Below are 20,181 nucleotides of genomic sequence, written 5' to 3'. Positions count from 1 at the left end.
GCCGTCACTCGCCGATCAGCGCGTCGACGAAAGCCTCCGGCTCGAACGGCGCGAGGTCGTCCGCGCCCTCGCCGAGGCCCACCAGCTTCACCGGAACGCCCAGCTCGCGCTGGACGGCCACGACGATGCCGCCCTTGGCGGTGCCGTCGAGCTTGGTGAGCGCGATGCCCGTGATGTCCACGACCTCCGCGAACACCCGCGCCTGCACCAGGCCGTTCTGGCCGGTGGTGGCGTCGAGCACCAGCAGCACCTCGTCCACGGAGCCGTGCTTCTCCACGACCCGCTTGACCTTGCCCAGCTCGTCCATGAGCCCGGTCTTGGTGTGCAGCCGGCCGGCGGTGTCGATAAGGACGACATCGGCGCTCTCGGCGATGCCCTCCTTCACCGCGTCGAAGGCGATCGACGCGGGGTCGCCGCCCTCGGGGCCGCGGACCGTACGGGCGCCGACGCGCTCGCCCCAGGTCTGGAGCTGGTCGGCGGCGGCGGCGCGGAACGTGTCGGCCGCGCCGAGCACGACGGACTTGCCGTCGGCGACCAGGACGCGCGCGAGCTTGCCGGTGGTGGTGGTCTTGCCGGTGCCGTTGACGCCGACGACCATGACGACGCCGGGCTTCTCCGCGCCGCTCTCGCTGACGCCGCTCTCGGTGTGGACCGTACGGTCGAGGTCGGTGCCGACGAGGGTCAGCAGCTCCTCGCGCAGCAGGCCGCGCAGTTCCTGCGGGGTGCGGGTGCCGAGCACCTTCACGCGCTCGCGCAGCCGGTCGACGAGCTCCTGGGTGGGGGCGACGCCGACGTCGGCGACGAGGAGGGTCTCCTCGATCTCCTCCCAGGTGTCCTCGTCGAGGTGCTCGCGGGAGAGCAGCGTGAGCAGCCCCTTGCCCAGGGAGTTCTGGGAGCGGGAGAGCCGGGAGCGGAGCCGCACCAGGCGGCCCGCGGTGGGCTCGGGCACCTCGACGGCGGGGGCCGGGGGCTCCTCGACGACGGGCGCCTCGGCGGGGGCCGGGGCCTCGGCCGCCGGCAGGTCCACCTCCTCAATGGTCCGGCGCGATTCCTCGGGCGCGGTATCGGCTTCCTCGCCGACCTGCGGCTCCGCGGGCGGCGTGGTGACGGACGGGCTGCTCGGCGGGGCCGGCGGCAGCGGCTTCTTCTTGCGGCTGCTGACCACGAGCCCGCTGATCGCGGCGACCGCGACCACAGCGATGACTACAGCAAGGATGACGATTTCCATAACGGACCCAGTATCGGCCACGTCCGGAGTTCTCGGCCGGGCCGCGCACGGGACGGCGCGTAACGACCGGTGCGCGGGGACCGGGGCGTACCCCGTCGAGCGGGCGGCCGCCCGGCTACGGCGGCCGGCCGCGTACTCGCTCGTGGGAACCTCCAACGTCACCCACCGGCGGCAGCGCGCCCTCGGGCGCGACGGCGCTCCCGCCCTGCTGCGGCATCCGTCCCGGTCTGACCCGGGGCCCGGCTGGGTAGAGGACCAAAGCGGCCAATTGGCCAAAGTTGGAGCAAACTACGATGGTGTGGCACGATGCAACGCGCGTAGAGTCCCATCGTCCCCCCGCTGACCAGGCACCTCGCCACTGCATGACATGCACGGAGTTCGACCTATGGACACAGCGTCCAACACGGCCTCAGCGGCCACCGCGGCCCACGCCGATTTCGAAGGCGCCATCGAAGTCCGCGGCATCGAGCCCGTGCCGGACCACGAGCGCCACGGAAGAGTCCGCGAGCTCTTCCCGACGTGGGTCGCCGCCAACATCAGCGTGCTGCTGCTCACCATGGGCGCGTCCCTGGTGGTCTTCAACAAGTTGAACTTCTGGCAGGTGCTGGTCGTCGCCGTGTGCGCCGCCGTCGTGTCGTTCGGCATGGTGGGCGTGTTGTCGGTGTCCGGGAAGTGGGGCGGCGCGCCGGGCGCGCTGCTCTCCCGCGCCGCCTTCGGCGTCCGCGGCAACTACTTCCCGGGCGCGATCCTGTGGGTGGCCCGCTTCGGCTGGGAGACCATCAACGCGGTCACCGGCGCATACGCCGTGCTGACCGTCCTGGACCTGCTCTTCGGCGTCAAGAGCAACACCGCGCTGATCGTCATCACGCTCGTCGCCTTCGTCGCCTGCACCTTCCTGGTGAGCGGCATGGGCCGCAAGGCGCTCAACGTGTGCAACAAGTGGTCGACGTATCTCTTCGGCATCTTCAGCGTGCTCGTGCTGGTCTACCTGATCGCCAACATGGCCTGGAGCGACGTCTTCTCCAAGCCCGCGGGCACCACCGCCATGATGATCGCGGGCGTCGGTACCATCGCCGCGGGCGGCATCAGTTGGGTGCCCACCGGCCCCGACTTCGCCCGCTACCTGCCGCACGCCGCCTCGGGCAGGAAGATCGTCGGCGTTACGGTCTCGGGCGCGGGCCTGGTCATGGCGCCGATGGTGCTGATGGGCGCCGTCATGGCCGTCGCCACCCCGGACCTCGCCTCCGCCCCGGACCCCGTCTCCTTCCTCGGCGACATCCTGCCGACCTGGATCGCGGTGCCGTACCTGATCACCGCGCTGGTGGGCATGCTGCTGATCAACAGCCTGTCGATGTACTCGGCCGGCTTCACGGCGCAGACCATGGGCGTCAAGCTGCCGCGCGCCATGGCCGTGTCGATCAACGCGATCATCTCCCTGGTCGGCGGACTGCTGCTGATGCTGGTGGCGAAAAGCTTCCTGGGCTCCTTCATCGCCTTCCTGACCCTGCTCGCCGTCTCCTTCTCCGCGTGGATCGGCGTCTACGCCGTCGACATGGCGCGCCGCCGGGGCCGCTCGCTGCGGTACGACCCGGACGCGCTGATGGACACCGGCCGCACCAGCCGCTACTGGTACGCGGGCGGCTTCTGCTGGCAGGCGATGACGGCGTGGTTCGTGGCGCTGGTCGCGGGGCTGTGCTTCACCAAGGTCGACTGGTTCACCGGCCCGCTGGCCACCACCTGGATCGGGGAGCACGGCCTCGGCTGGGCGACGACGATCGTGATCGCCGCGGTGCTCTCGCTGGCCCTCCCGAAGCCACGGGAAGGCGCGGCGGAGACCGGGCGGGAGCCCACGCCCCGCACGAAGGTCCCGGCCTGACCGCCCACCCAAAGGCTCAGAAGGGCCCGAAGGCCCCGGCCCGAGCCATGACAGTCCCCTCCCGAGCCGCCGAACGGACGTCCACAGGCGCTCTGTTCAATTGATCAGGTCTCGGCTAGCGTCCCCTTCTGCCACCCACGGCGAAGGGGACGTCTGCCATGCCCACCACGGTCGTTCGGTTCAATCTCGTCGATCCCGCCGCCACTCCGGAGAGCCTCTCCGAGCGCTACCGCGCCGCCGTCGAGATGGCCGCGTACGCCGATGAGCACGGCATCACCACCGTGCAGACGGAGGAGCACCACGGCACGGACAACGGCTGGATGCCCTCGCCGATCGCGTTCGCGGGCGCGGTGCTGGGCGCCACCCGCCGGATCGCCGTGACGCTCTGCGCGATCGTCACCCCGCTGTACGACCCGCTGCGGCTCGCCGAGGACATAGCCGTCCTGGACCTGCTGAGCGGCGGCCGGCTGGTGACGGTCGCCGGGATCGGCTACCGCCCCGAGGAGTACGCCGCCCACGGCCGCTCCTGGGAGAACCGGGGCCGGCTCCAGGACGACGCGCTGGAGACGCTGCTCGCGGCGTGGACGGGCGAGCCCTTCTCGTACCGGGGGCGCACGGTGCGGGTGACCCCGCGCCCGTACACGCGGCCGCATCCGCTGCTGCTGGTCGGCGGCGCCTCCAAGCCGGCGGCGCGGCGGGCGGCCCGGCTCGGGCTGCCGCTGTTCCCGAGCGCGCACCTGCCGGAGCTGGAGGCGTACTACAAGGAGCGGTGCGCGGAGTACGGGACCGAGGGCTGGGTGCTGATGCCGGCGGCCGAGACCCCGCTGCTGCACATCGCCGAGGACGTGGACCGGGCGTGGGCGGAGCACGGCGCGCATCTGCTGCACGAGGCCCGTACGTACGCGTCCTGGCAGTCGTCGGACATCCGCTCCGCGGTGCGGTCCGCCGCCGAGGATGTCGAGGGGCTGCGCGGCGAGGGCGTCTACCGGATCGTCACGCCCGAGGAGTGCGTGGCGCTGGCGCGCGAGAGCGGCGACGACGGGCCGGGGCTGGTGCTGCATCCGCTGTGCGGCGGGATGCCGGTCGAGGAGGGCTGGCGGAGCCTGCGGCTGTTCGCGGAGCAGGTGCTGCCGCGGCTCAAGGACTGACTCGGGGACTCGTCCGAGGACCGAGCCGCGGAACGGGCGCTGCCCCGGCTCAGGGGCTTCCGGAGCCGAAGGGCTTCCGGAGCCGAGCCGGGGCAGCGACCGAACGCGAGGAGACGGGCAAGGGCGGGGTTGGTCAGCCCATCTCCTCCAACGCCTTGCCCTTGGTCTCCTTCACGAACTTGAGCACGAAGGGGATCGAGAGCAGGGCGAAGGCCATGTAGATGATGTACGTCGCCGAGAGGTTCCAGTCCGACAGGCTCGGGAAGCTCGCGGTGATGGCCCAGTTGGCGATCCACTGGGCGGAGGCGGCGACGCCCAGCGCGGCGGCGCGGATGCGGTTCGGGAACATCTCGCCGAGGAAGACCCAGACGACCACGCCCCAGGAGAGGGCGAAGAAGAGCACGAAGCAGTGGGCCGCGATGAGGGCGACGACGCCCTGGGCGTGGGGCAGGGTGCCGCCGGCGGTCTTGGCCGAGAAGGCCCATGCCTCCAGGGCGAGGCCGATCACCATGCCCGTCGAGCCGATCAGTGCGAGTGGCCGGCGGCCGATCCGGTCGACGAAGATCATCGCGATGACGGTGCCGATGATGTTGATGATCGACGTGGTGAAGGAGTAGAAGAACGAGGCGCTCGGGTCGATGCCCACCGACTGCCACAGCGTGGCCGAGTAGTAGAAGGCCACGTTGATGCCGACGAGCTGCTGGAAGATCGAGAGGCCGATGCCGATCCAGACGATCGGCAGGAAGCCCGCGCGGCCGCCCAGCAGGTCCTTGAAGGTCGACTTGTGCTCGCTGCGCATCGCCTGCTCGATCTCGGCGACACGCGTGTCGAGGTCGACGCCGCCGCCCTCGACGTCGGCGAGCACGGCCTTGGCCTTGCCGATCTTGCCGGCGGAGATCAGGAAGCGCGGCGACTCCGGGATGGCGAAGGACAGCAGCCCGTACAGGACGGCCGGCACGACCATCACGCCCAGCATGACCTGCCATGCCTCCAGGCCGATGAGCTTGCCGCGCTGGTCGCCGTCGGCGAGGTTGAGGATGCCCCAGTTGACGAGCTGCGAGACGGCGATGCCGACGACGATCGCGGCCTGCTGGAAGGAGCCGAGGCGGCCGCGGTAGGCGGGCGGCGAGACCTCGGCGATGTAGGCCGGGCCGATGACCGAGGCCATGCCGATCGCGATGCCGCCGAGCACCCGCCAGAACGCCAGGTCCCACAGGGCGAAGGGGAGCGCCGAGCCGACCGCGCTGACGGTGAAGAGCACCGCGGAGATCTGCATGACGCGGATGCGGCCGATGCGGTCCGCGATGCGGCCGGCGGTGGCGGCGCCGATCGCGCAGCCGATCAGCGCGATGGCGATGACCTGCGCGAGTTCGCCGGAGCCGATGTGGTATTTGCCGCGAATGCCCTCGACCGCACCGTTGATCACGGAGCTGTCGTAGCCGAAGAGGAAGCCGCCCATCGCCGCCGCCGCGGTGATGAAGATGACATGGCCGAGATGGTCCGGCTGGGCTCCGCGGCCCTCCGGAACCTGTGCGCTCGCGGTGCTGGTCAACGTGTACTCCTGTGGCCCGGCGGCGTTGCCGGGCGTAGGGGGCTGGACCTTCCAGTGGGGCATAACTTCCCGAAAGCCACCACTTGGCGGTATAAGCAACGTTGCAGACCCTATGCCTTCAAGTCTCGAAGTCAATAGGTCGTAACCAAGATTTTTTCCAGAAACTTCTCCCTTTAGACTTCAAGCCTTGAACACATGCGGGTGGATCGCCGGAGCAGCGGGCGGCGGTCAGCGCAGCCGCTGGCTGATCACCTTGGAGACGCCGTCGCCCTGCATCGACACGCCGTACAGCGCGTCGGCGACCTCCATCGTGCGCTTCTGGTGCGTGATCACGATGAGCTGGGAGCTCTCCTGGAGCTCCGCCATGATCCCGATCAGCCGCTGCAGATTGGTGTCGTCCAGGGCCGCCTCGACCTCGTCCATCACATAGAACGGGCTCGGCCGCGCCTTGAAGATCGACACCAGCAGCGCCACCGCCGTCAGCGACCGCTCGCCGCCGGACAGCAGCGACAGCCGCTTGACCTTCTTGCCCGGCGGGCGCGCCTCCACGTCCACGCCGGTGCCCAGCATGTCGTCCGGATCGGTCAGCACCAGCCGTCCCTCGCCGCCGGGGAACAGCCGCGAGAAGACGCCCTCGAACTCCCGCGCCGTGTCGCGGTACGCCTCGGTGAAGACCTGCTCCACGCGCACGTCGACCTCCTTGATCACTTGGAGGAGGTCGGCCCGGGTCTTCTTCAAGTCTTCAAGCTGCTCGCTCAGGAAGTTGTGCCTCTCCTCCAGCGCCGCGAACTCCTCCAGGGCGAGCGGATTCACCTTGCCCAGTTGCTGGTACGCCCGTTCGGCGGCCTTCAGCCGCTTCTCCTGCTCGGCGCGCACATAGGGCACCGGCTGGTTGCGCGGGTGCTCCGGGTCCGCCGGCAGCTCCTCCCCCTCGGCCGGGGGCGAGGGCGGTACGGGCTGGTCGGGACCGTACTCGCCGACCAGCGCGGCGGGCTCGACGCCCAGCTCCTCCAGCGCCTTGGCCTCCAACTGCTCGACGCGCAGCCGTTTCTCCGCGCCCAGCACCTCGCCGCGGTGCACCGAGTCGGTCAGTTTGTCCAGTTCGGAGGAGAGTTCGCGCCCCCGATTGCGCTCGGCGATCAGCTCCTGCTCGTGCCCGGCCTTCGCCTGTTCGGCGGCGCGCCGCTCCTCGTCGGCCCGTACGAGCGACACCTCGACGTGTGCCAGGAGTTGGCGGGCGCCCGCCGCGACGGCCGCCGCCACCGTCGCCTCGTGCCGCAGCCGCGCCCGGCGCCGCTCCGCACGCGCCCGCGCCTCACGCTCGGCGCGCGCCCCCCGGTCCAGCGCGTCCGCCCGCCCCGCGAGCCCCTTCACGCGCTCCTCATGCGTACGGACCTGGAGCCGCGCCTCCATCTCGGTCTGCCGGGCATTGGCCCCGTCCGCGGCGAGCCGGTCCCGTACGGACGTGTCCGGCTCCTCGGCGCCACCGTCCCCGGCAGCGGCGGCCTCCTCCGCGACGGCCAGCCGCTCGGCCAGCTCCTCCGCCTCGGCGGTCGCCCCGGCCAGCGCCTCCTCGGCCCGCGCCGTCGACGCCGCCAGCCGCTCGGCCTCCCCCGCGGCCGCCCGCGCCTGCCCGCCGAGCTGCCCGAGCACCTGCGCGACCTGCGACTTCTCCCGGTCCGCGGCGGTACGCCGGGCCCCCAGCTCCTCGGCCCGCGCCGCCCAGCGCGCCCGCCGCTCGCCCGCCTCCCGCTCCGCGCCGGCCAGCTCCTCGCACCGTACGGCCAGCTCCGCGAGGCGCCCGGCGGCCTCGTCGACCGACGCCTGCACCTCCAGCAGGCTCGGCGCGCCGGCGGACCCGCCCTGCGCGAAGTGCGCCCCGAGCACGTCCCCGTCGCCGGTCACGGCCGTCAGCTCGGGATGCGCCGCGATCAGCTTCTCGGCATCGTCGAGCGAGCCCACCACGACGACGTCCCGCAACAGCCGCCGCACGGCGGGCAGCAGCCCGTGAGGCGCGCGTACAAGCTCTACGGCCGGCACGGGCCCAGCGCCGCCGGGCTCGGGAAAGGTCTCCGTACCGCCGGGCTCGGGAGAGACGTCCGTACCACCGGCCCCGGCGGCGGATTCCTGCCCCGCCTCGGCGCCATCCCCCGCCCCGCCGCCCACCACCAGCGCCGCGCGCCCCGCGTCCTGCTCGCGGAGGAGGCGCAGGGCGTCGGCGGCGGTGGCCGGGCCGTGTACGGCGAGGGCATCGGCGGCGGCGCCGAGGGCGGCGGCGACGGGAACCTCGAAGCCGGGGGCCACCGTCAGCAGCTCGGCGGCGGGGCCGAGGAGGCCGGCCAGGCGGTCGCCGGCGGCGAGGAGCGCGCCCGTGCCGTCCTTGCGGCGCAGGCCCAGCGCCAGCGCCTCGTGCCGGGCGGCCGTCGCGGCGCGGTCGCGCTCGGCCGCCACCGCCGCCGTGCGCGCCTCGGTCAGCGCCGTCTCGGCGGCCGCGAGTTCGCGCTTGGCGCGCTCGTGCTCGTCGGCCAGTTCGGCGTCGCCCGCCTCCAGCCCGCCGACCTCGGCGGCCCGCCGCTCGTACTCCTCCTCGGCCGCGGCGGCCCGCTCCCGGGCCTCGTCGCGGGCGGCCGCCATCCGGTCGATCTCGGCCCGTGCCGAAGCGGCCCGGCCGCGTGCCGCGTTGACCTGGCCGTGCAGCCGGGCCAGTCCCTCGCGGCGGTCGGCGATGGCGCGGGCGACGTCCCGCAGCCGCCGTTCCTCCCGCGCCAGCCTCTCCTCCAGTTCGGCGCGGTGCTCGACGGTGTCGTCCAGGGCCCGGCTCGCCGCCTCCAGCGCGGCCTCCAGCTCGGCCTCCGTCTCCCGGATGCGGGCGGCCTCGCGCTCCATGTCCTCGGGGTCGCGGCCACGGGGCTCCTCGCCGGGGGCGGCGGTCGCGCTCTTGACCCGCGCGTCGGCCAGCCCGATGGTGCCGCGGACCCGCTCGGCGAGCTGCGACAGCTCGTGCCAGGTCTGCTGGGCGCGCTGGAGCCGCGGCGTGAGCGTGCGCACCCGCTCCTCCAGTTCGGCCTCCCGCTGGAGCGCGGCCTTCAGCTCGGCGTCGGCGGCGTCCTTGCGCGTCTTGAGCGCCGCCTCGTCCTCGATCTCGGTGCGCAGTTTCTCGCGCAAGGTGACGAGGTCGTCGGCGAGCAGCCGCAGCCGGGTGTCGCGCAGATCGGCCTGGATGACGGCCGCCCGGCGTGCGACGGCGGCCTGGCGGCCGAGCGGTTTGAGCTGTCTGCGCAACTCGTCGGTCAAATCCTGTACGCGTGAGAGATTGGCCTGCATCGCGTCCAGTTTCCGCAGCGCCTTCTCCTTGCGCTTGCGGTGCTTGAGAACTCCGGACGCCTCCTCGATGAAGGCGCGCCGGCCCATCGGATCGGCGTGCAGAACGGAGTCGAGCTGGCCCTGGCCGACGATGACGTGCATTTCGCGGCCGATACCGGAGTCGAAGAGCAGTTCCTGGATGTCGAGCAGCCGGCACGTATCGCCATTGAGCTGGTATTCGCTGCCGCCATTGCGGAACATGATCCGCGTGATGGTGACTTCCGTGTAGTCGATGGGAAGCGCGCCGTCGGAGTTGTCGATGGTCAGCGACACCTCGGCGCGACCCAGCGGAGGCCGTCCGGTGGTTCCGGCGAAGATGACGTCTTCCATCTTGCCGCCGCGCAGCGACTTGGCCCCTTGTTCGCCCATGACCCAGGAAAGGGCGTCCACGACATTGGACTTGCCGGAGCCGTTGGGACCTACGACGCACGTGATACCCGGCTCGAAGCGGAGCGTCGTAGCCGAGGCGAAGGATTTGAAACCTCGGAGGGTCAGGGACTTGAGATGCACGCCGTGGGACTCTACCGCCCGACCCTGGTCCAGCCCCGGTCCCGGCGCGGGCGCGGGGCGCGCCGGTTGTTTTTCGGTTTCACCGGTTATGGTGCAGGGCACATCTGACGGTGAGGAGACGGCGGGAAGGCGGCCAGAAGCCGCCGAAAAAACGAAGGGACGCCGAAGCGTCCCTTGCGGATTCTCAAGCGGCTGACATTGCAGCCCGACCGACCCTGGGGTAAGGGTGGAGGTCAGGCCAGCGCAGGCTCCGCCTGCGGTACGTCGATGCTGTCAAGCAGCGAGTCGCCGTGGTGCGCGGCGGCGTACAGCGCGTCGTTCTCGGCCTGAATCCGGACGAGCTCGGATTCGAGGTCCTGGACACGCTGCTGAAGCCGTCGCATCTCGGAGAGAACTCGGGGGTCGGAGCCGCCGACGTAACCGAGAAGCGCCTTTGCCATGATGGATGGTCCTCCACACTGAGTGACCGACCGAAGCGGTGTGGGTCGTGAGGGATTCGCACCCGCGGTGTCTGCCATCACTACTGTGTTCAATGCCAAACAGCTAAGGTGCGCGGGGCTTCCAGCGTCTCACCAAAAAGTTTGACGGTCAACACGATCACGCCCCGTATCAAGGGGCAACCCAGGGGCGCGCGGCGGCTCAATGCGCGGCGCTTCCTCTTCCCGGGCCCGTCGGGGGCGTGGAGATCATCCGTTGAGGGGCAGCCTTGCACGGGCGGGCGCACTTGGCAACCATCAGGCCGTTTCTGCCCGTCGCGGATGCCGGAGGCGCTCGGACCACTCGTACGGACTCAGTTCACGGGGCCTCTCGGACGCCCCTCGGTCCCGGCGCGCGAGCGCGCGGTCAGCGGATCTCGAACCCCTCGTATCCCCCGCGCGGTGTGTCCCAGATCTCCGTCACGCCGTCGACCCGCCCGGGCGTGTCGCCCGTACGCAGCCATTCGAGCAATTGTTCGCAGCCGGCCTTCGGGCCTTCGGCGACGACCTGCACGCGGCCGTCGGAGAGATTGGAGGCGAATCCGGTGAGGTCCCCGATACGGAGCGCGTTGGCGCGGGTGAACCACCGGAAGCCGACCTCTTGCACATGGCCACGAACCCAGGCGGTCAGGCGGACATTCTCGTTCATGACCGCACGCTAACCGGCCAATTACTCACGGAGCACGCCGCCCCCGATGACCATGGCGTACAGTCGCCGCTCGTACGACTACTCGCCCGTGCGGGTGACACATGTCGATGCCTGGCAACGCGCGACGCACGTAAGGAAGGCAGCACATGGGCCGCCATGGACGCCCCACCCCGCCGCCGGCGGCGACGGCACCCCCCTCCGCCCCCGAGCCGGCCTCCGGGCGGCACCGCGAGGGCGGCCGCGGCCGGGCCAGAGCCAAGGCTCCGGTACGCACCGGGCTGCTGGGCGCGTCCGCCGCGCTGGCGATCGGCGCGGTCGCCGTGACCTCCGGCCTGCTGCCGGGCGGCGGGAAGTTCGACCTCGGCGGGCACGACGGCCCGAGCGGCGAGGTACGCGCGGACGGCCCCCCGGACAGCGGCTCCCCGGAGGCCGGGAGCTCCGAGTCGGCGTCTCCGGCCGACCGCGGTCCGACGCCCGCGAGCCGCGGCGGGGAGCGCGCCCACGCGCCGTCCCTGACGCCCTCGACGCCGCCCGCCTCGCCGTCCGCCAGCCCCTCCCCCGTACGGACCGAAGAGCGCGCCGAAGCCGGGGCCGGGGCCGACCCGCGTGCGGACCACGGCGCCTCGGACCGCGCCGCGCCCCCGCCCCGTACCGGCGACGCGGCACCCGCCCCGGCCACGCCCGGGAAGCCCGCGGAGGCCCCGGCGGACGCCGACCGGGTGGCGGCGGCCCGCGGTCAGGTGCTCGCCCTGGTCAACCAGGAGCGGGCGAAGGCCGGCCGCGCCCCGGTGACCGCGAGCGGGCCACTCGACGCGCTCGCCGGCGCCTTCAGCCAGGACATGGCCCGGCGCGGCTTCTTCGCCCACACCGACCCGGACGGCAAGAGCCCCTGGGACCGGGCCGCGAAGCGCGGCGTCAAGAATCTGGGCGGCGAGAACATCGCGCGCGGCCAGGCCGACGCCAAGGCCGTCATGGACACCTGGATGCACAGCCCCGGCCACAAGGCGAACATCCTCAACCCCGACTACAAGAAGCTGGGCATCGGGGTGCACTTCGGCCCCGGCGGCCCCTACTGGACCCAGGACTTCGGCTTCTGAGAAGTCCGCTCCCCTGGGAGCGGCCCCACGAAGGCGGCGCCTGGCGGGCCGGACCCCGGCCGTCAGGGCCGGACGGCCGCCGGACGCGGCGGGCGCTGGCAGCGCGGGCAGAAGTAGCTGGAGCGGTTCATCCAGGGGCGGCGGCGCATGGCCGTCCCGCAGCGGCGGCAGGGCTCGTCCTCGCGCCCGTACGCGTCCAGGGAGCGGTCGAAGTACCCCGACTCGCCGTTCACGTTGACGTAGAGGCTGTCGAAACTCGTGCCGCCCACCGCGAGGGCCGCGTTCATCACCTCGCGCACGTGGCCGAGGAGTTCGGCGCTGCGCGGGCGGGTGAGGGTCGCGGTGGGCCGCTCGTAGTGCAGCCGCGCGCGCCACAGCGCCTCGTCGGCATAGATGTTGCCCACGCCGCTGATCAGCGACTGGTCCAGCAGGGCGCGCTTGACGGTCGTACGGCGGCGGCGCAGCGCGGCGTGGAAGGCGGCCTCGTCGAAGGCGGGGTCCAGCGGGTCGCGGGCGATGTGCGCGATGACGTCCGGGAGGCCGTCCGGGTCGCCGGGTACGGCGTCGTGCAGCGAGAGCCCGCCGAAGGTGCGCTGGTCGACGAAGCGCAGCTCGGTCCCGGCCGCGTCGGCGAAGCGGACGCGGACGCGCAGGTGCTTCTCGTCCGCGGCGTCGTGCGGCTGGACGAGGAGCTGGCCGCTCATGCCGAGGTGTGCGAGCACGGAGATCTCGGCGGCGCGCTCCGCCGGCCGGCCGGCGTTCTCCATGGGCAGCCAGAGGTACTTGCCGCGGCGGCGGGGCTCGCCGATGCGGTGGCCGGTCAGCCGGGCGGCGAAGTCGGCGGGGCCGGCGACGTGGCGGCGGATGGCGCGCGGGTGCAGCACCTCGACGGCGTCGACGGTACGGCCGCGGACCCATCGGTCCAGTCCGCGCCGGACGACCTCGACCTCGGGCAGCTCGGGCACGCTCTCTCCTGGGTGGCATGGGGCGGGATACGGCCGCGCCCACCCGTCCCCGGCGGGGTCGGGTGGGCGGTCGGCCTTCGTGCGGCGGGCGCGGGCGGCTCAGGCGGGCCGGCCGCCCTCGGCGGTCGGCGCGCTGTCGGCGGTCGCGCCGCCCGCCGGGTCCGCCGCGGCGGTGGATCCCTTGGCCACGTCGGCGGCGCGGGCCTCGGCGGCCTGCTGGATCGCGCGCCAGGCGGCCTCGGCCGCCTGCTGCTCCGCTTCCTTCTTGCTGCGGCCGGTGCCGGTGCCGTACGTGACACCACCGACGCGGGCAGCAGCCGTGAAGACCTTCTCGTGGTCGGGGCCGGTCTCGGAGACGAGGTACTCGGGGACGCCGAGCCCTTCCGTCGCCGTGAGCTCCTGGAGGCTGGTCTTCCAGTCCAGGCCGGCGCCCAGGTTCGAGGAGCGGGCGATCAACGGGTCGAAGAGCCGGTGCACCAGCTCGCCGGCGGCGTCGAGGCCCTGGTCGAGGTAGACCGCGCCGATGACGGCCTCAAGGGTGTCGGCGAGGATGGACGCCTTGTCCCTGCCGCCCGTTCCTTCTTCACCGCGGCCGAGCCGGATGAAGGCGCCGAGGTCGAGGCCACGGCTGACCTCGGCGAGCGCACGCGAGTTGACCACCGCGGCCCGCAACTTGGCGAGCTGGCCCTCCGGGAGGTCGGGGTGGATGCGGTACAGCGTGTCGGTGACCACCAGGCCGAGCACCGAGTCCCCGAGGAATTCGAGCCGTTCGTTGGTGGGCAGTCCGCCGTTCTCGTACGCGAAGGAGCGGTGCGTCAGCGCACGCACCAGAAGGGCGGACTCAAGGTGATACCCGAGCCGCCCTTCCAGAAGCGTGTGGGACGAGGCTGTGTCCGCCGACGTCTTTTTCGAGGAGGTGTTCCTCGACGAATCAGCGTCTGACATGGAGCCTGTCACCCGCCGTTCAGACGTCGAGGACCTGGCGGCGGTTGTAGGTGCCGCAGCTCGGGCACGCGATGTGCTGCTGCTTCGGCTCGTGGCAGCGCTCGCACGCCACCAGGGTGGGGACCGCAGCCTTCCACTGCGACCGGCGGTGGCGCGTGTTGCTGCGCGACATCTTCCGCTTCGGAACAGCCACGGCTACTTCTCCTGAGGTTCATCCCCGCTGGCGCGGGGGGCGTTGTCCTTCTCGCCGTCCTGGATGGTCCCGGCGAGTCCCTGCAAAGCCGCCCAACGGATGTCGACGGCCTCATGGTGGTGGTCCGGGTCGTCCGCCAGCCGCGCCCCGCACTCGGAGCACAGGCCGGGGCAGTCTTCCCGGCACACCGGCTGCAGCGGCAGTGCGAGCACCACCGCGTCGCGCAGCACGGGTTCGAGGTCGAACATGTCGTCCTCGATGAAGAGGGTGTCCTCATCTTCCTCGGCGTCGTCGCCGGTGTCCGCGGTGCGGCTCCGGGCGTCGGCGTCGGGGTAGGAGAACATCTCCTGGAAGTCCGCTTCGAGCTCTCGCTCCAGCGGCTCCAGACACCTTACGCACTCCCCTGTGAGCGGCGCACGGGCGGTGCCTGTGACGAGCACCCCTTCCATGACCGACTCCAGTCGGAGGTCCAGCTCCACGGTCGCGCCCTTGGCCACCCCGATGACCTCGATGCCGAGGTCATCGGGGGCGGCGATGGTGCGGGAGACCCGCTTCAGCGCACCGGGACGCCGACCCAGCTCGTGTGTGTCGAACACGAGAGGGGCGCGGTGGTCGAGGTGGGCGTTCAGGGCTTCCTGCTTTCTACGCTGCGGTGACGGCCGCCCGGTGCGGATGTACTGGGGCAGCCGTGATCGCGGACGTACGCGCGACCGAAGAGCCAGGATACTGGACCTGTCGCTGTACACCCAATCCGCGCCCCGGGGGCCCGGGCGCCGCGGCGGAGGAGGTCAGCGGCCCTGCTCGTACGCGCGGAGCTGGTCGAGATTGATCATGCTCGTGTCGAAGAGGCTGGTCTCGTCGAGGGCCGCGGCCTGCTGCTGGCCCCCGTGGGGCTGGGGCTGCTGGTGCTGGAGGTGCGGATCGGCGGCGTACCCGGCGTGCGGGTCGTACGCCTGCTGTCCCTGCTGCCAGCCGTAGGCGTCCTGCTGGTAGCCGCCCTGCGCCTGGTACGGGTCCGGCTGCGCGTACTGCTGCTGATAGCCGTACGCGTCCTGCTGCTGGTAGCCCGCGGCCGCCGCGTAGTAGTCGGGCTGGGCCTGGCCGTGGTCCTGGGGCTGGACCGCCTCCTGGACCTGCGGCTGTGCGGGCCGCGCCGGGGCGTCGGCCGGCTCCTGCGGGAGGGCGAGGCCGGCGAGGAAGTCCGCGTCGCTGGTGTGCGGGCCGTAGCCGTCCGTGGCGTCCGCGAGGGCGCCCAGCTCGTCCGTGGGACGCACGCCGAGCAGCTTCTGCCGGCCGCGGCCGACGGCCTCCAGGGTCTTGGCGAGCACGGCGGAGACCGCGCCCAGCTTGGCGTCCACGTATTCGTCGGCGCGCTCGCGCTGGGTCCGCGGGTCGGCGCTGCGCTCCGGGCCGTCGTCGTACTGGCCGTCCCCGTCCGCGAAGCCGTCGGGGCCGCCGTCCCGGCCCAGCAGCTTGTCCCGGCCCCGGTCGACGGAGCCGATGGTCTTGGTGAGGACGACCTCGAAGTTGGCGAGCTTGCTGTCGACGTAGTCGTCGGCCTCGGCGCGGATCTCCTCGGCCTCCCGGCGGGCCTCCGAGAGGATGCGGTCGGCCTCCTCCTGGGACTGCCGGGCCACCTCGGTGTCGGAGATCAGCGAGGTGCGCTGGGCGTGCGCGGACTCGATGATCCGCTCGGCCTCCTGGCGGGCGTCCTCGACCATCTGTTCGCGGCCGCCGATCAGCTCCTGCGCCTGGGCGAGCGAGCCGGGCAGGGCGGCCCGGACCTCCTCCAGTTGGGCGAGCAGCTCGGCCCGGTTGATCACGCACGAGGCCGACATGGGCATGGACCGGGCACCGCCGACGGTCGCGACGATGTCGTCGAGCTTCTTCTGCACGTCCACCTGGTGCTCGCCACTCTCTACGGCCGAAGGGTCAGGACGGGACCGACTGTACGGCCAGTGGGCCTCCGGCCGACACCTGCTGACACCCCGTCAGCCCATCAGCGCTTCGCGAGCCGCTCGGTGAGGGCCCGGAGCACCAGCGGCGGCACCAGGTGCGCGACGTCGCCGCCCCAGGCCGCGACCTCCTTGACCAGACTGGAGGAGAGGAAGCTGTAGGTGGGGTTGGTGGGGACGAACAGCGTCTCCACGCCGGACAGCCCGTTGTTCATCTGGGCCATCTGGAGCTCGTAGTCGAAGTCGCTGACGGCCCGCAGCCCCTTGACGATGGCGGGGATGTCGCGCTCCTTGCAGAAGTCGACGAGCAGCCCGTGGAAGGACTCCACCTTCACATTGCCGTACTCGGCGGTGACCTGGCGGAGCAGGTCGATCCGCTCGTCGACCGTGAACAGCCCCTTCTTGGACTGGTTGATCATCACGGCGACATGGACGACGTCGTACAGCCTGGAGGCGCGGGCGATGATGTCGAGGTGTCCATTGGTGACGGGGTCGAAGGACCCCGGACAGACTGCGCGGCGCAAGAGTGGCTCCTCGCTCTCCGATCCGGTCATGACGCGGCTGTGCGACATGAGGCGGCGCGACCGTACCAAAGCGTCCCCTCGCCGTAACGACGGGCCCTGAGCCCCTCGAACCCGTCCGGCCAGCGGAATTCGCCGCCTCTGGTGCTGCGCTCCACGGTGACGAGCGCCTCACTCGCGAGCCAGCCCCGCGCCAGGAGTGTGAGGAGTATCTCCCGCAGCTCGTCGTCGCCCACCGCGTACGGCGGATCGAGGAAGACCGTGTCGTACGGGGCGCCCGGCGGGGACCCGGCGGCGATCTGCTCGGCCCGGCCCGCGCGGACCTCCGCCCCGGGCAGGCCGAGGGCGCGGACGTTCTCCCGGATGGTGCGGGCCGCGCGGGCGTCGGCCTCGACGAGCAGCACGTGCTCCGCGCCGCGGGAGAGCGCCTCCAGGCCGACCGCACCGGAGCCGCCGTACAGGTCCAGGACCCGCGCCCCGGTCAGCGGCCCGTCCAGCGACTCCCAGGTGGAGAACAGGCCCTCGCGCGCCCGGTCGGAGGTGGGGCGGGTGCCGCCGCCGGGCGGCACCGCGAGGCGCCGCCCTCCGGCCGCACCGGCGATCACGCGGGTCATGGTGGTGGCTCACCCTTCCGTTTCGACGTGCACACGCTGCCCCCTCATTATCGGCGGCGCCGCCGGACGCGGCCCGCCCGGCCCGGTTGGGGCCGGGCGGGCCGAGAGCACCGGGGTCAGCCGGCGCCGGGGCCGTCGCCCGGGGCGTCGCCCGCGCCCAGGAGCGCCGGCGAGGCGTAGCGCGACCAGGAGAGGCAGCCGTCGGGCGGGCAGTACTCGGGGCGGCGCGGGTCGTGCCCCAGCTCGCGCAGTTTCGTACGCACCGAGTCCGGCGTACGTCCGAAGCGGGCGGCTATCCGGGCGATGGTCTCGCCGCCGTGGAAGCGGTGGGTGAGGTCCTCCTCGTGCTGGGGCACCCAGGGGGCGCCGTGGCCGGGGAACAGCTCGCGCAGCACGTCCCGGTCCGGGATCGGCTCGGCGACGTCGGCGACGAGCGCGAGGGCGCGCAGCGCGCGGTTGAGCGCGATGCGCAGCGGCGGGACTTCGGTCAGCGGCAGCGTCAGGGCGCCGGAGGCCAGCAGTGCCTCCGGGGCGTCCTCGTGCCAGCCGGTGAGGGTCAGGGTGACAGTGGCGTCGTCGTCGCTGGCGAGCTCGATCCGGAAGATCTTGTCGCCGAGCGGCAGCTCGTTGATATGGCGGAACGACATGAAAGCAGCCCCCTATGGCCCAACTCAGCCGATCTCGGAGCGGATCGGTTCGGACTGTGTCCATTCTCTCAGGGGGGTCTGACAATTCCTCTGGCCGAGCGGCGGGCCCGCGGCCCCTCATCCCTTGTCGAGATACCGCTCCCGCTCGTCGTCGAGGAGGGCGTCCAACGCGGTGCGCAGCGCCGGGAATCCGTCGAGCTCCGGGTCGGCCGCGACGACCGCGGCGGCCTCCTCGCGGGCCGCCGCGATGACCTCCTCGTCGTCGATGACGGCGAGCATCCGCAGCGACGAGCGGACGCCGGACTGCGCCTGCCCGAGCACGTCGCCCTCGCGCCGCTGCTCCAGGTCGATCCGGGACAGCTCGAAGCCGTCGAGGGTGCCGGCGACGGCGTTGAGCCGGGCGCGCGCCGGGCTCGCCTCGGACGCCTCGCTGACCAGCAGGCAGAGCCCCGCCGCCGAGCCGCGGCCCACCCGGCCGCGCAACTGGTGGAGCTGGGAGACGCCGAACCGGTCCGCGTCCATGATCACCATGACCGTGGCGTTCGGGACGTTGACGCCGACCTCGATGACGGTCGTCGCCACGAGCACGTCCACCTCGCCCGCGGCGAAGCGGCGCATCACGTCGTCCTTCGCGTCCGGCTGCATCCGCCCGTGCAGCACCTCCACGCGCAGCCCGCCGAGTGCCCCCGCCGTCAACCGCTCGGCGATGTCGAGGACCGCGAGCGGCGGCCGGCGCTCGCCGTCCGGCCCCTCGTCCTCCCCCGGCGTCTCGTCCTTCTTGCTCGCCCCCGCCTTCTTCTTGGTCTCCTCCGGCTCGTCGCCGATGCGCGGGCAGACCACGTACGCCTGGTGGCCGCCCTCGACCTCCTCGCGCACCCGCTCCCAGGCACGCGCCAGGAAGTGCGGCTTGTCCTTCGCGGGCACCACATGGGTGGCGATCGGCGAGCGCCCGGCGGGGAGTTGGTCGAGCACGGACGTCTCCAGGTCGCCGAAGACGGTCATGGCGACGGTCCGCGGGATGGGCGTCGCCGTCATCACCAGCAGATGCGGCGTCCGCTTTTCCCCCTGGGAGTCCCCCTTGGCCCGCAGCGCGTCCCGCTGCTCCACCCCGAACCGGTGCTGCTCGTCCACCACGACCAGCCCCAGATCGTGGAACCGCACCTTGTCCTCGATCAGCGCGTGCGTCCCGATGACGATCCCGGCCTCGCCGGTCACCAGATCCAGCAGCGCCTGCCGCCGCGCCGGCACCCCCATGGAGCCGGTCAGCAGCACCACCTTGGTCCCCTGCTCGGCCCCGCCGAGCATGCCCCCCTCGGCCAGCTCCCCCATCATCTCGGTGATGGACCGGTGATGCTGCTGCGCGAGCACCTCGGTCGGCGCGAGCATCGCGGCCTGCCCGCCCGCGTCCACGACCCCGAGCATCGCGCGCAGCGCCACCAGTGTCTTCCCCGATCCGACCTCCCCCTGGAGGAGCCGGTGCATGGGGTGGTCGGTGGCGAGGTCGTCGAAGATCTCGGCGGAGACCTTGCGCTGGCCGTCGGTGAGGGTGAAGGGGAGCCGGGCGTCGAAGGCGTCGAGGAGGCCGCCGGGGGCGGGTCGCCGGGGTACGGCCGGGAGTTGGGCGTCGGCGTGGCGGCGGCGGGCCAGGGCGACTTGGAGGACGAACGCCTCGTCCCACTTGAGGCGGTCCCGGGCGTAGTCGATGTCCGCCTTGGAGCGCGGGCGGTGGACCTTGCGGAAGGCGTCGGGCAGGTCGGCCAGGGCGCGGCCCTCGCGCAGCGCGGCCGGGAGCGGGTCGACGATGTGCTCCCAGTTCTCCGCCTCGAAGAGGTCCAGGAGGGTGGAGACGGCCTTGGTGAGCTTCCACGCCTGGAACTGCTTGCACGCCGGATAGATCGGCACCATCTGGTTGGCGAAGGACTCGGCGGCCTCGCTGCCGCTCTCCCGGTCCAGGAGCTCGTAGTCCGGGTGCAGGAGCTGGCGGGTGCGGTTGAAGACGGAGACCTTGCCGGCGAACATGCCCCGCCGCCCCGGCAGCAGCTCCTTCTCGCGCGCGTACGCGCCCCTGCCGAAGAAGACCAGGGTCAGGGACCCGCTGCCGTCCGTCACCACGACCTCCAGGCGGACGCCCTTGCCGTGGTTGAAGGTCTTCATGGCCGCCTTGGCGACCTGCGCGACGACGGTGACGTGCTCGTCGAGCGGCAGGTCGGCGAGGCGGGTCAGCTCGCCCCGCTCCGCGTACCGCCGCGGATAGTGGTGCAGCAGGTCGCCGACCGTGTGCAGGTCGAGGTGGTCGGCCATCACCTTCGCGGTGTTGCCGCCGAGGATCTTCTTCAGTGGTTCATCGAGCGCGGGCACGCCGTCCATTGCACACCATGGGTGTGACAACACGGCGGCAGCGCCGTGCGACGCCCGCTATTCGACGCCCGTCGTGCGACGCTC

Annotated in this window: 17 protein-coding genes; 3 read left to right on the top strand and 14 right to left on the bottom strand. The window is 72.3% G+C overall.

The window, feature by feature from the left end:
• Nucleotides 1-4 precede the first annotated feature (4 nt).
• A complete protein-coding gene (ftsY, locus tag IF55_RS25205; RefSeq protein WP_030884912.1) occupies nt 5-1,228 on the bottom strand; it encodes a signal recognition particle-docking protein FtsY in 1,224 nt (407 codons plus the stop codon).
• A gap of 385 nt (nt 1,229-1,613) precedes the next feature.
• Here ftsY and IF55_RS25200 point away from each other — a divergent pair, with 385 nt between their 5' ends.
• The gene (locus IF55_RS25200; protein ID WP_030884909.1) at nt 1,614-3,104 is read left to right on the top strand and encodes a purine-cytosine permease family protein; all 1,491 of its coding nucleotides are present in this window, start codon (nt 1,614-1,616) and stop codon (nt 3,102-3,104) included.
• Nucleotides 3,105-3,262: 158 nt separating this feature from the next.
• The gene (locus IF55_RS25195; RefSeq protein WP_030884906.1) at nt 3,263-4,252 is read left to right on the top strand and encodes an LLM class flavin-dependent oxidoreductase; all 990 of its coding nucleotides are present in this window, start codon (nt 3,263-3,265) and stop codon (nt 4,250-4,252) included.
• 133 nt (nt 4,253-4,385) lie between these two features.
• Here the strand turns inward: IF55_RS25195 and IF55_RS25190 are convergent, their stop codons facing one another.
• The 4 genes from IF55_RS25190 to IF55_RS25175 all read right to left on the bottom strand — a co-directional run bounded on the left by IF55_RS25190 (nt 4,386) and on the right by IF55_RS25175 (nt 10,802).
• A complete protein-coding gene (locus IF55_RS25190) occupies nt 4,386-5,867 on the bottom strand; it encodes a sugar porter family MFS transporter (RefSeq protein WP_281181041.1) in 1,482 nt (493 codons plus the stop codon).
• A gap of 165 nt (nt 5,868-6,032) precedes the next feature.
• Entirely contained in the window at nt 6,033-9,677 is a 3,645-nt protein-coding gene (smc, locus tag IF55_RS25185; RefSeq protein WP_030884899.1) for a chromosome segregation protein SMC, read from the bottom strand.
• A gap of 233 nt (nt 9,678-9,910) precedes the next feature.
• The gene (locus IF55_RS25180) at nt 9,911-10,117 is read right to left on the bottom strand and encodes a hypothetical protein (protein WP_030884897.1); all 207 of its coding nucleotides are present in this window, start codon (nt 10,115-10,117) and stop codon (nt 9,911-9,913) included.
• A 403-nt stretch (nt 10,118-10,520) separates the two neighbouring features.
• Nucleotides 10,521-10,802 (bottom strand): acylphosphatase, encoded by a 282-nt coding sequence (locus IF55_RS25175; RefSeq protein WP_030884894.1) that lies wholly within the window; start codon nt 10,800-10,802, stop codon nt 10,521-10,523.
• A 146-nt stretch (nt 10,803-10,948) separates the two neighbouring features.
• Here IF55_RS25175 and IF55_RS25170 point away from each other — a divergent pair, with 146 nt between their 5' ends.
• Nucleotides 10,949-11,899 (top strand): CAP domain-containing protein, encoded by a 951-nt coding sequence (locus IF55_RS25170; protein ID WP_030884885.1) that lies wholly within the window; start codon nt 10,949-10,951, stop codon nt 11,897-11,899.
• Between the two features lie 62 nt (nt 11,900-11,961).
• On the opposite strand, the gene mutM is transcribed toward IF55_RS25170, so the two are convergent.
• The 9 genes from mutM to recG all read right to left on the bottom strand — a co-directional run bounded on the left by mutM (nt 11,962) and on the right by recG (nt 20,106).
• Nucleotides 11,962-12,864 carry a bifunctional DNA-formamidopyrimidine glycosylase/DNA-(apurinic or apyrimidinic site) lyase gene (gene mutM / locus IF55_RS25165; RefSeq protein ID WP_030884880.1) on the bottom strand — a complete coding sequence of 301 codons (903 nt, stop codon included), beginning with the start codon at nt 12,862-12,864 and terminating at the stop codon, nt 11,962-11,964.
• Nucleotides 12,865-12,963: 99 nt separating this feature from the next.
• The gene (gene rnc, locus IF55_RS25160; RefSeq protein WP_030884877.1) at nt 12,964-13,809 is read right to left on the bottom strand and encodes a ribonuclease III; all 846 of its coding nucleotides are present in this window, start codon (nt 13,807-13,809) and stop codon (nt 12,964-12,966) included.
• Between the two features lie 19 nt (nt 13,810-13,828).
• Entirely contained in the window at nt 13,829-14,002 is a 174-nt protein-coding gene (gene rpmF / locus IF55_RS25155; RefSeq protein WP_030884875.1) for a 50S ribosomal protein L32, read from the bottom strand.
• A 2-nt stretch (nt 14,003-14,004) separates the two neighbouring features.
• Nucleotides 14,005-14,598: a YceD family protein gene (locus IF55_RS25150; RefSeq protein WP_211270036.1), complete on the bottom strand. Its 594-nt coding sequence runs from the start codon at nt 14,596-14,598 to the stop codon at nt 14,005-14,007.
• Between the two features lie 192 nt (nt 14,599-14,790).
• Nucleotides 14,791-15,903 carry an ATP synthase F0 subunit B gene (locus IF55_RS25145; RefSeq protein ID WP_030884867.1) on the bottom strand — a complete coding sequence of 371 codons (1,113 nt, stop codon included), beginning with the start codon at nt 15,901-15,903 and terminating at the stop codon, nt 14,791-14,793.
• 98 nt (nt 15,904-16,001) lie between these two features.
• Entirely contained in the window at nt 16,002-16,481 is a 480-nt protein-coding gene (coaD, locus tag IF55_RS25140; protein WP_281181040.1) for a pantetheine-phosphate adenylyltransferase, read from the bottom strand.
• Between the two features lie 26 nt (nt 16,482-16,507).
• Nucleotides 16,508-17,092: a 16S rRNA (guanine(966)-N(2))-methyltransferase RsmD gene (gene rsmD / locus IF55_RS25135; RefSeq protein WP_030884862.1), complete on the bottom strand. Its 585-nt coding sequence runs from the start codon at nt 17,090-17,092 to the stop codon at nt 16,508-16,510.
• A 116-nt stretch (nt 17,093-17,208) separates the two neighbouring features.
• Nucleotides 17,209-17,739, bottom strand: coding sequence for a hypothetical protein (locus IF55_RS25130; protein WP_030884859.1), 531 nt, complete (start codon nt 17,737-17,739; stop codon nt 17,209-17,211).
• A 117-nt stretch (nt 17,740-17,856) separates the two neighbouring features.
• The gene (gene recG, locus IF55_RS25125) at nt 17,857-20,106 is read right to left on the bottom strand and encodes an ATP-dependent DNA helicase RecG (RefSeq protein WP_030884857.1); all 2,250 of its coding nucleotides are present in this window, start codon (nt 20,104-20,106) and stop codon (nt 17,857-17,859) included.
• Between the last annotated feature and the right edge of the window lie 75 nt (nt 20,107-20,181).

The sequence above is a fragment of the Streptomyces varsoviensis genome (genome assembly GCF_000718635.1).
Taxonomy (GTDB): domain Bacteria; phylum Actinomycetota; class Actinomycetes; order Streptomycetales; family Streptomycetaceae; genus Streptomyces; species Streptomyces varsoviensis.
Note: the sequence above shows the minus strand (reverse complement) of the source record. Positions and strands in the feature narration are given on the sequence as shown.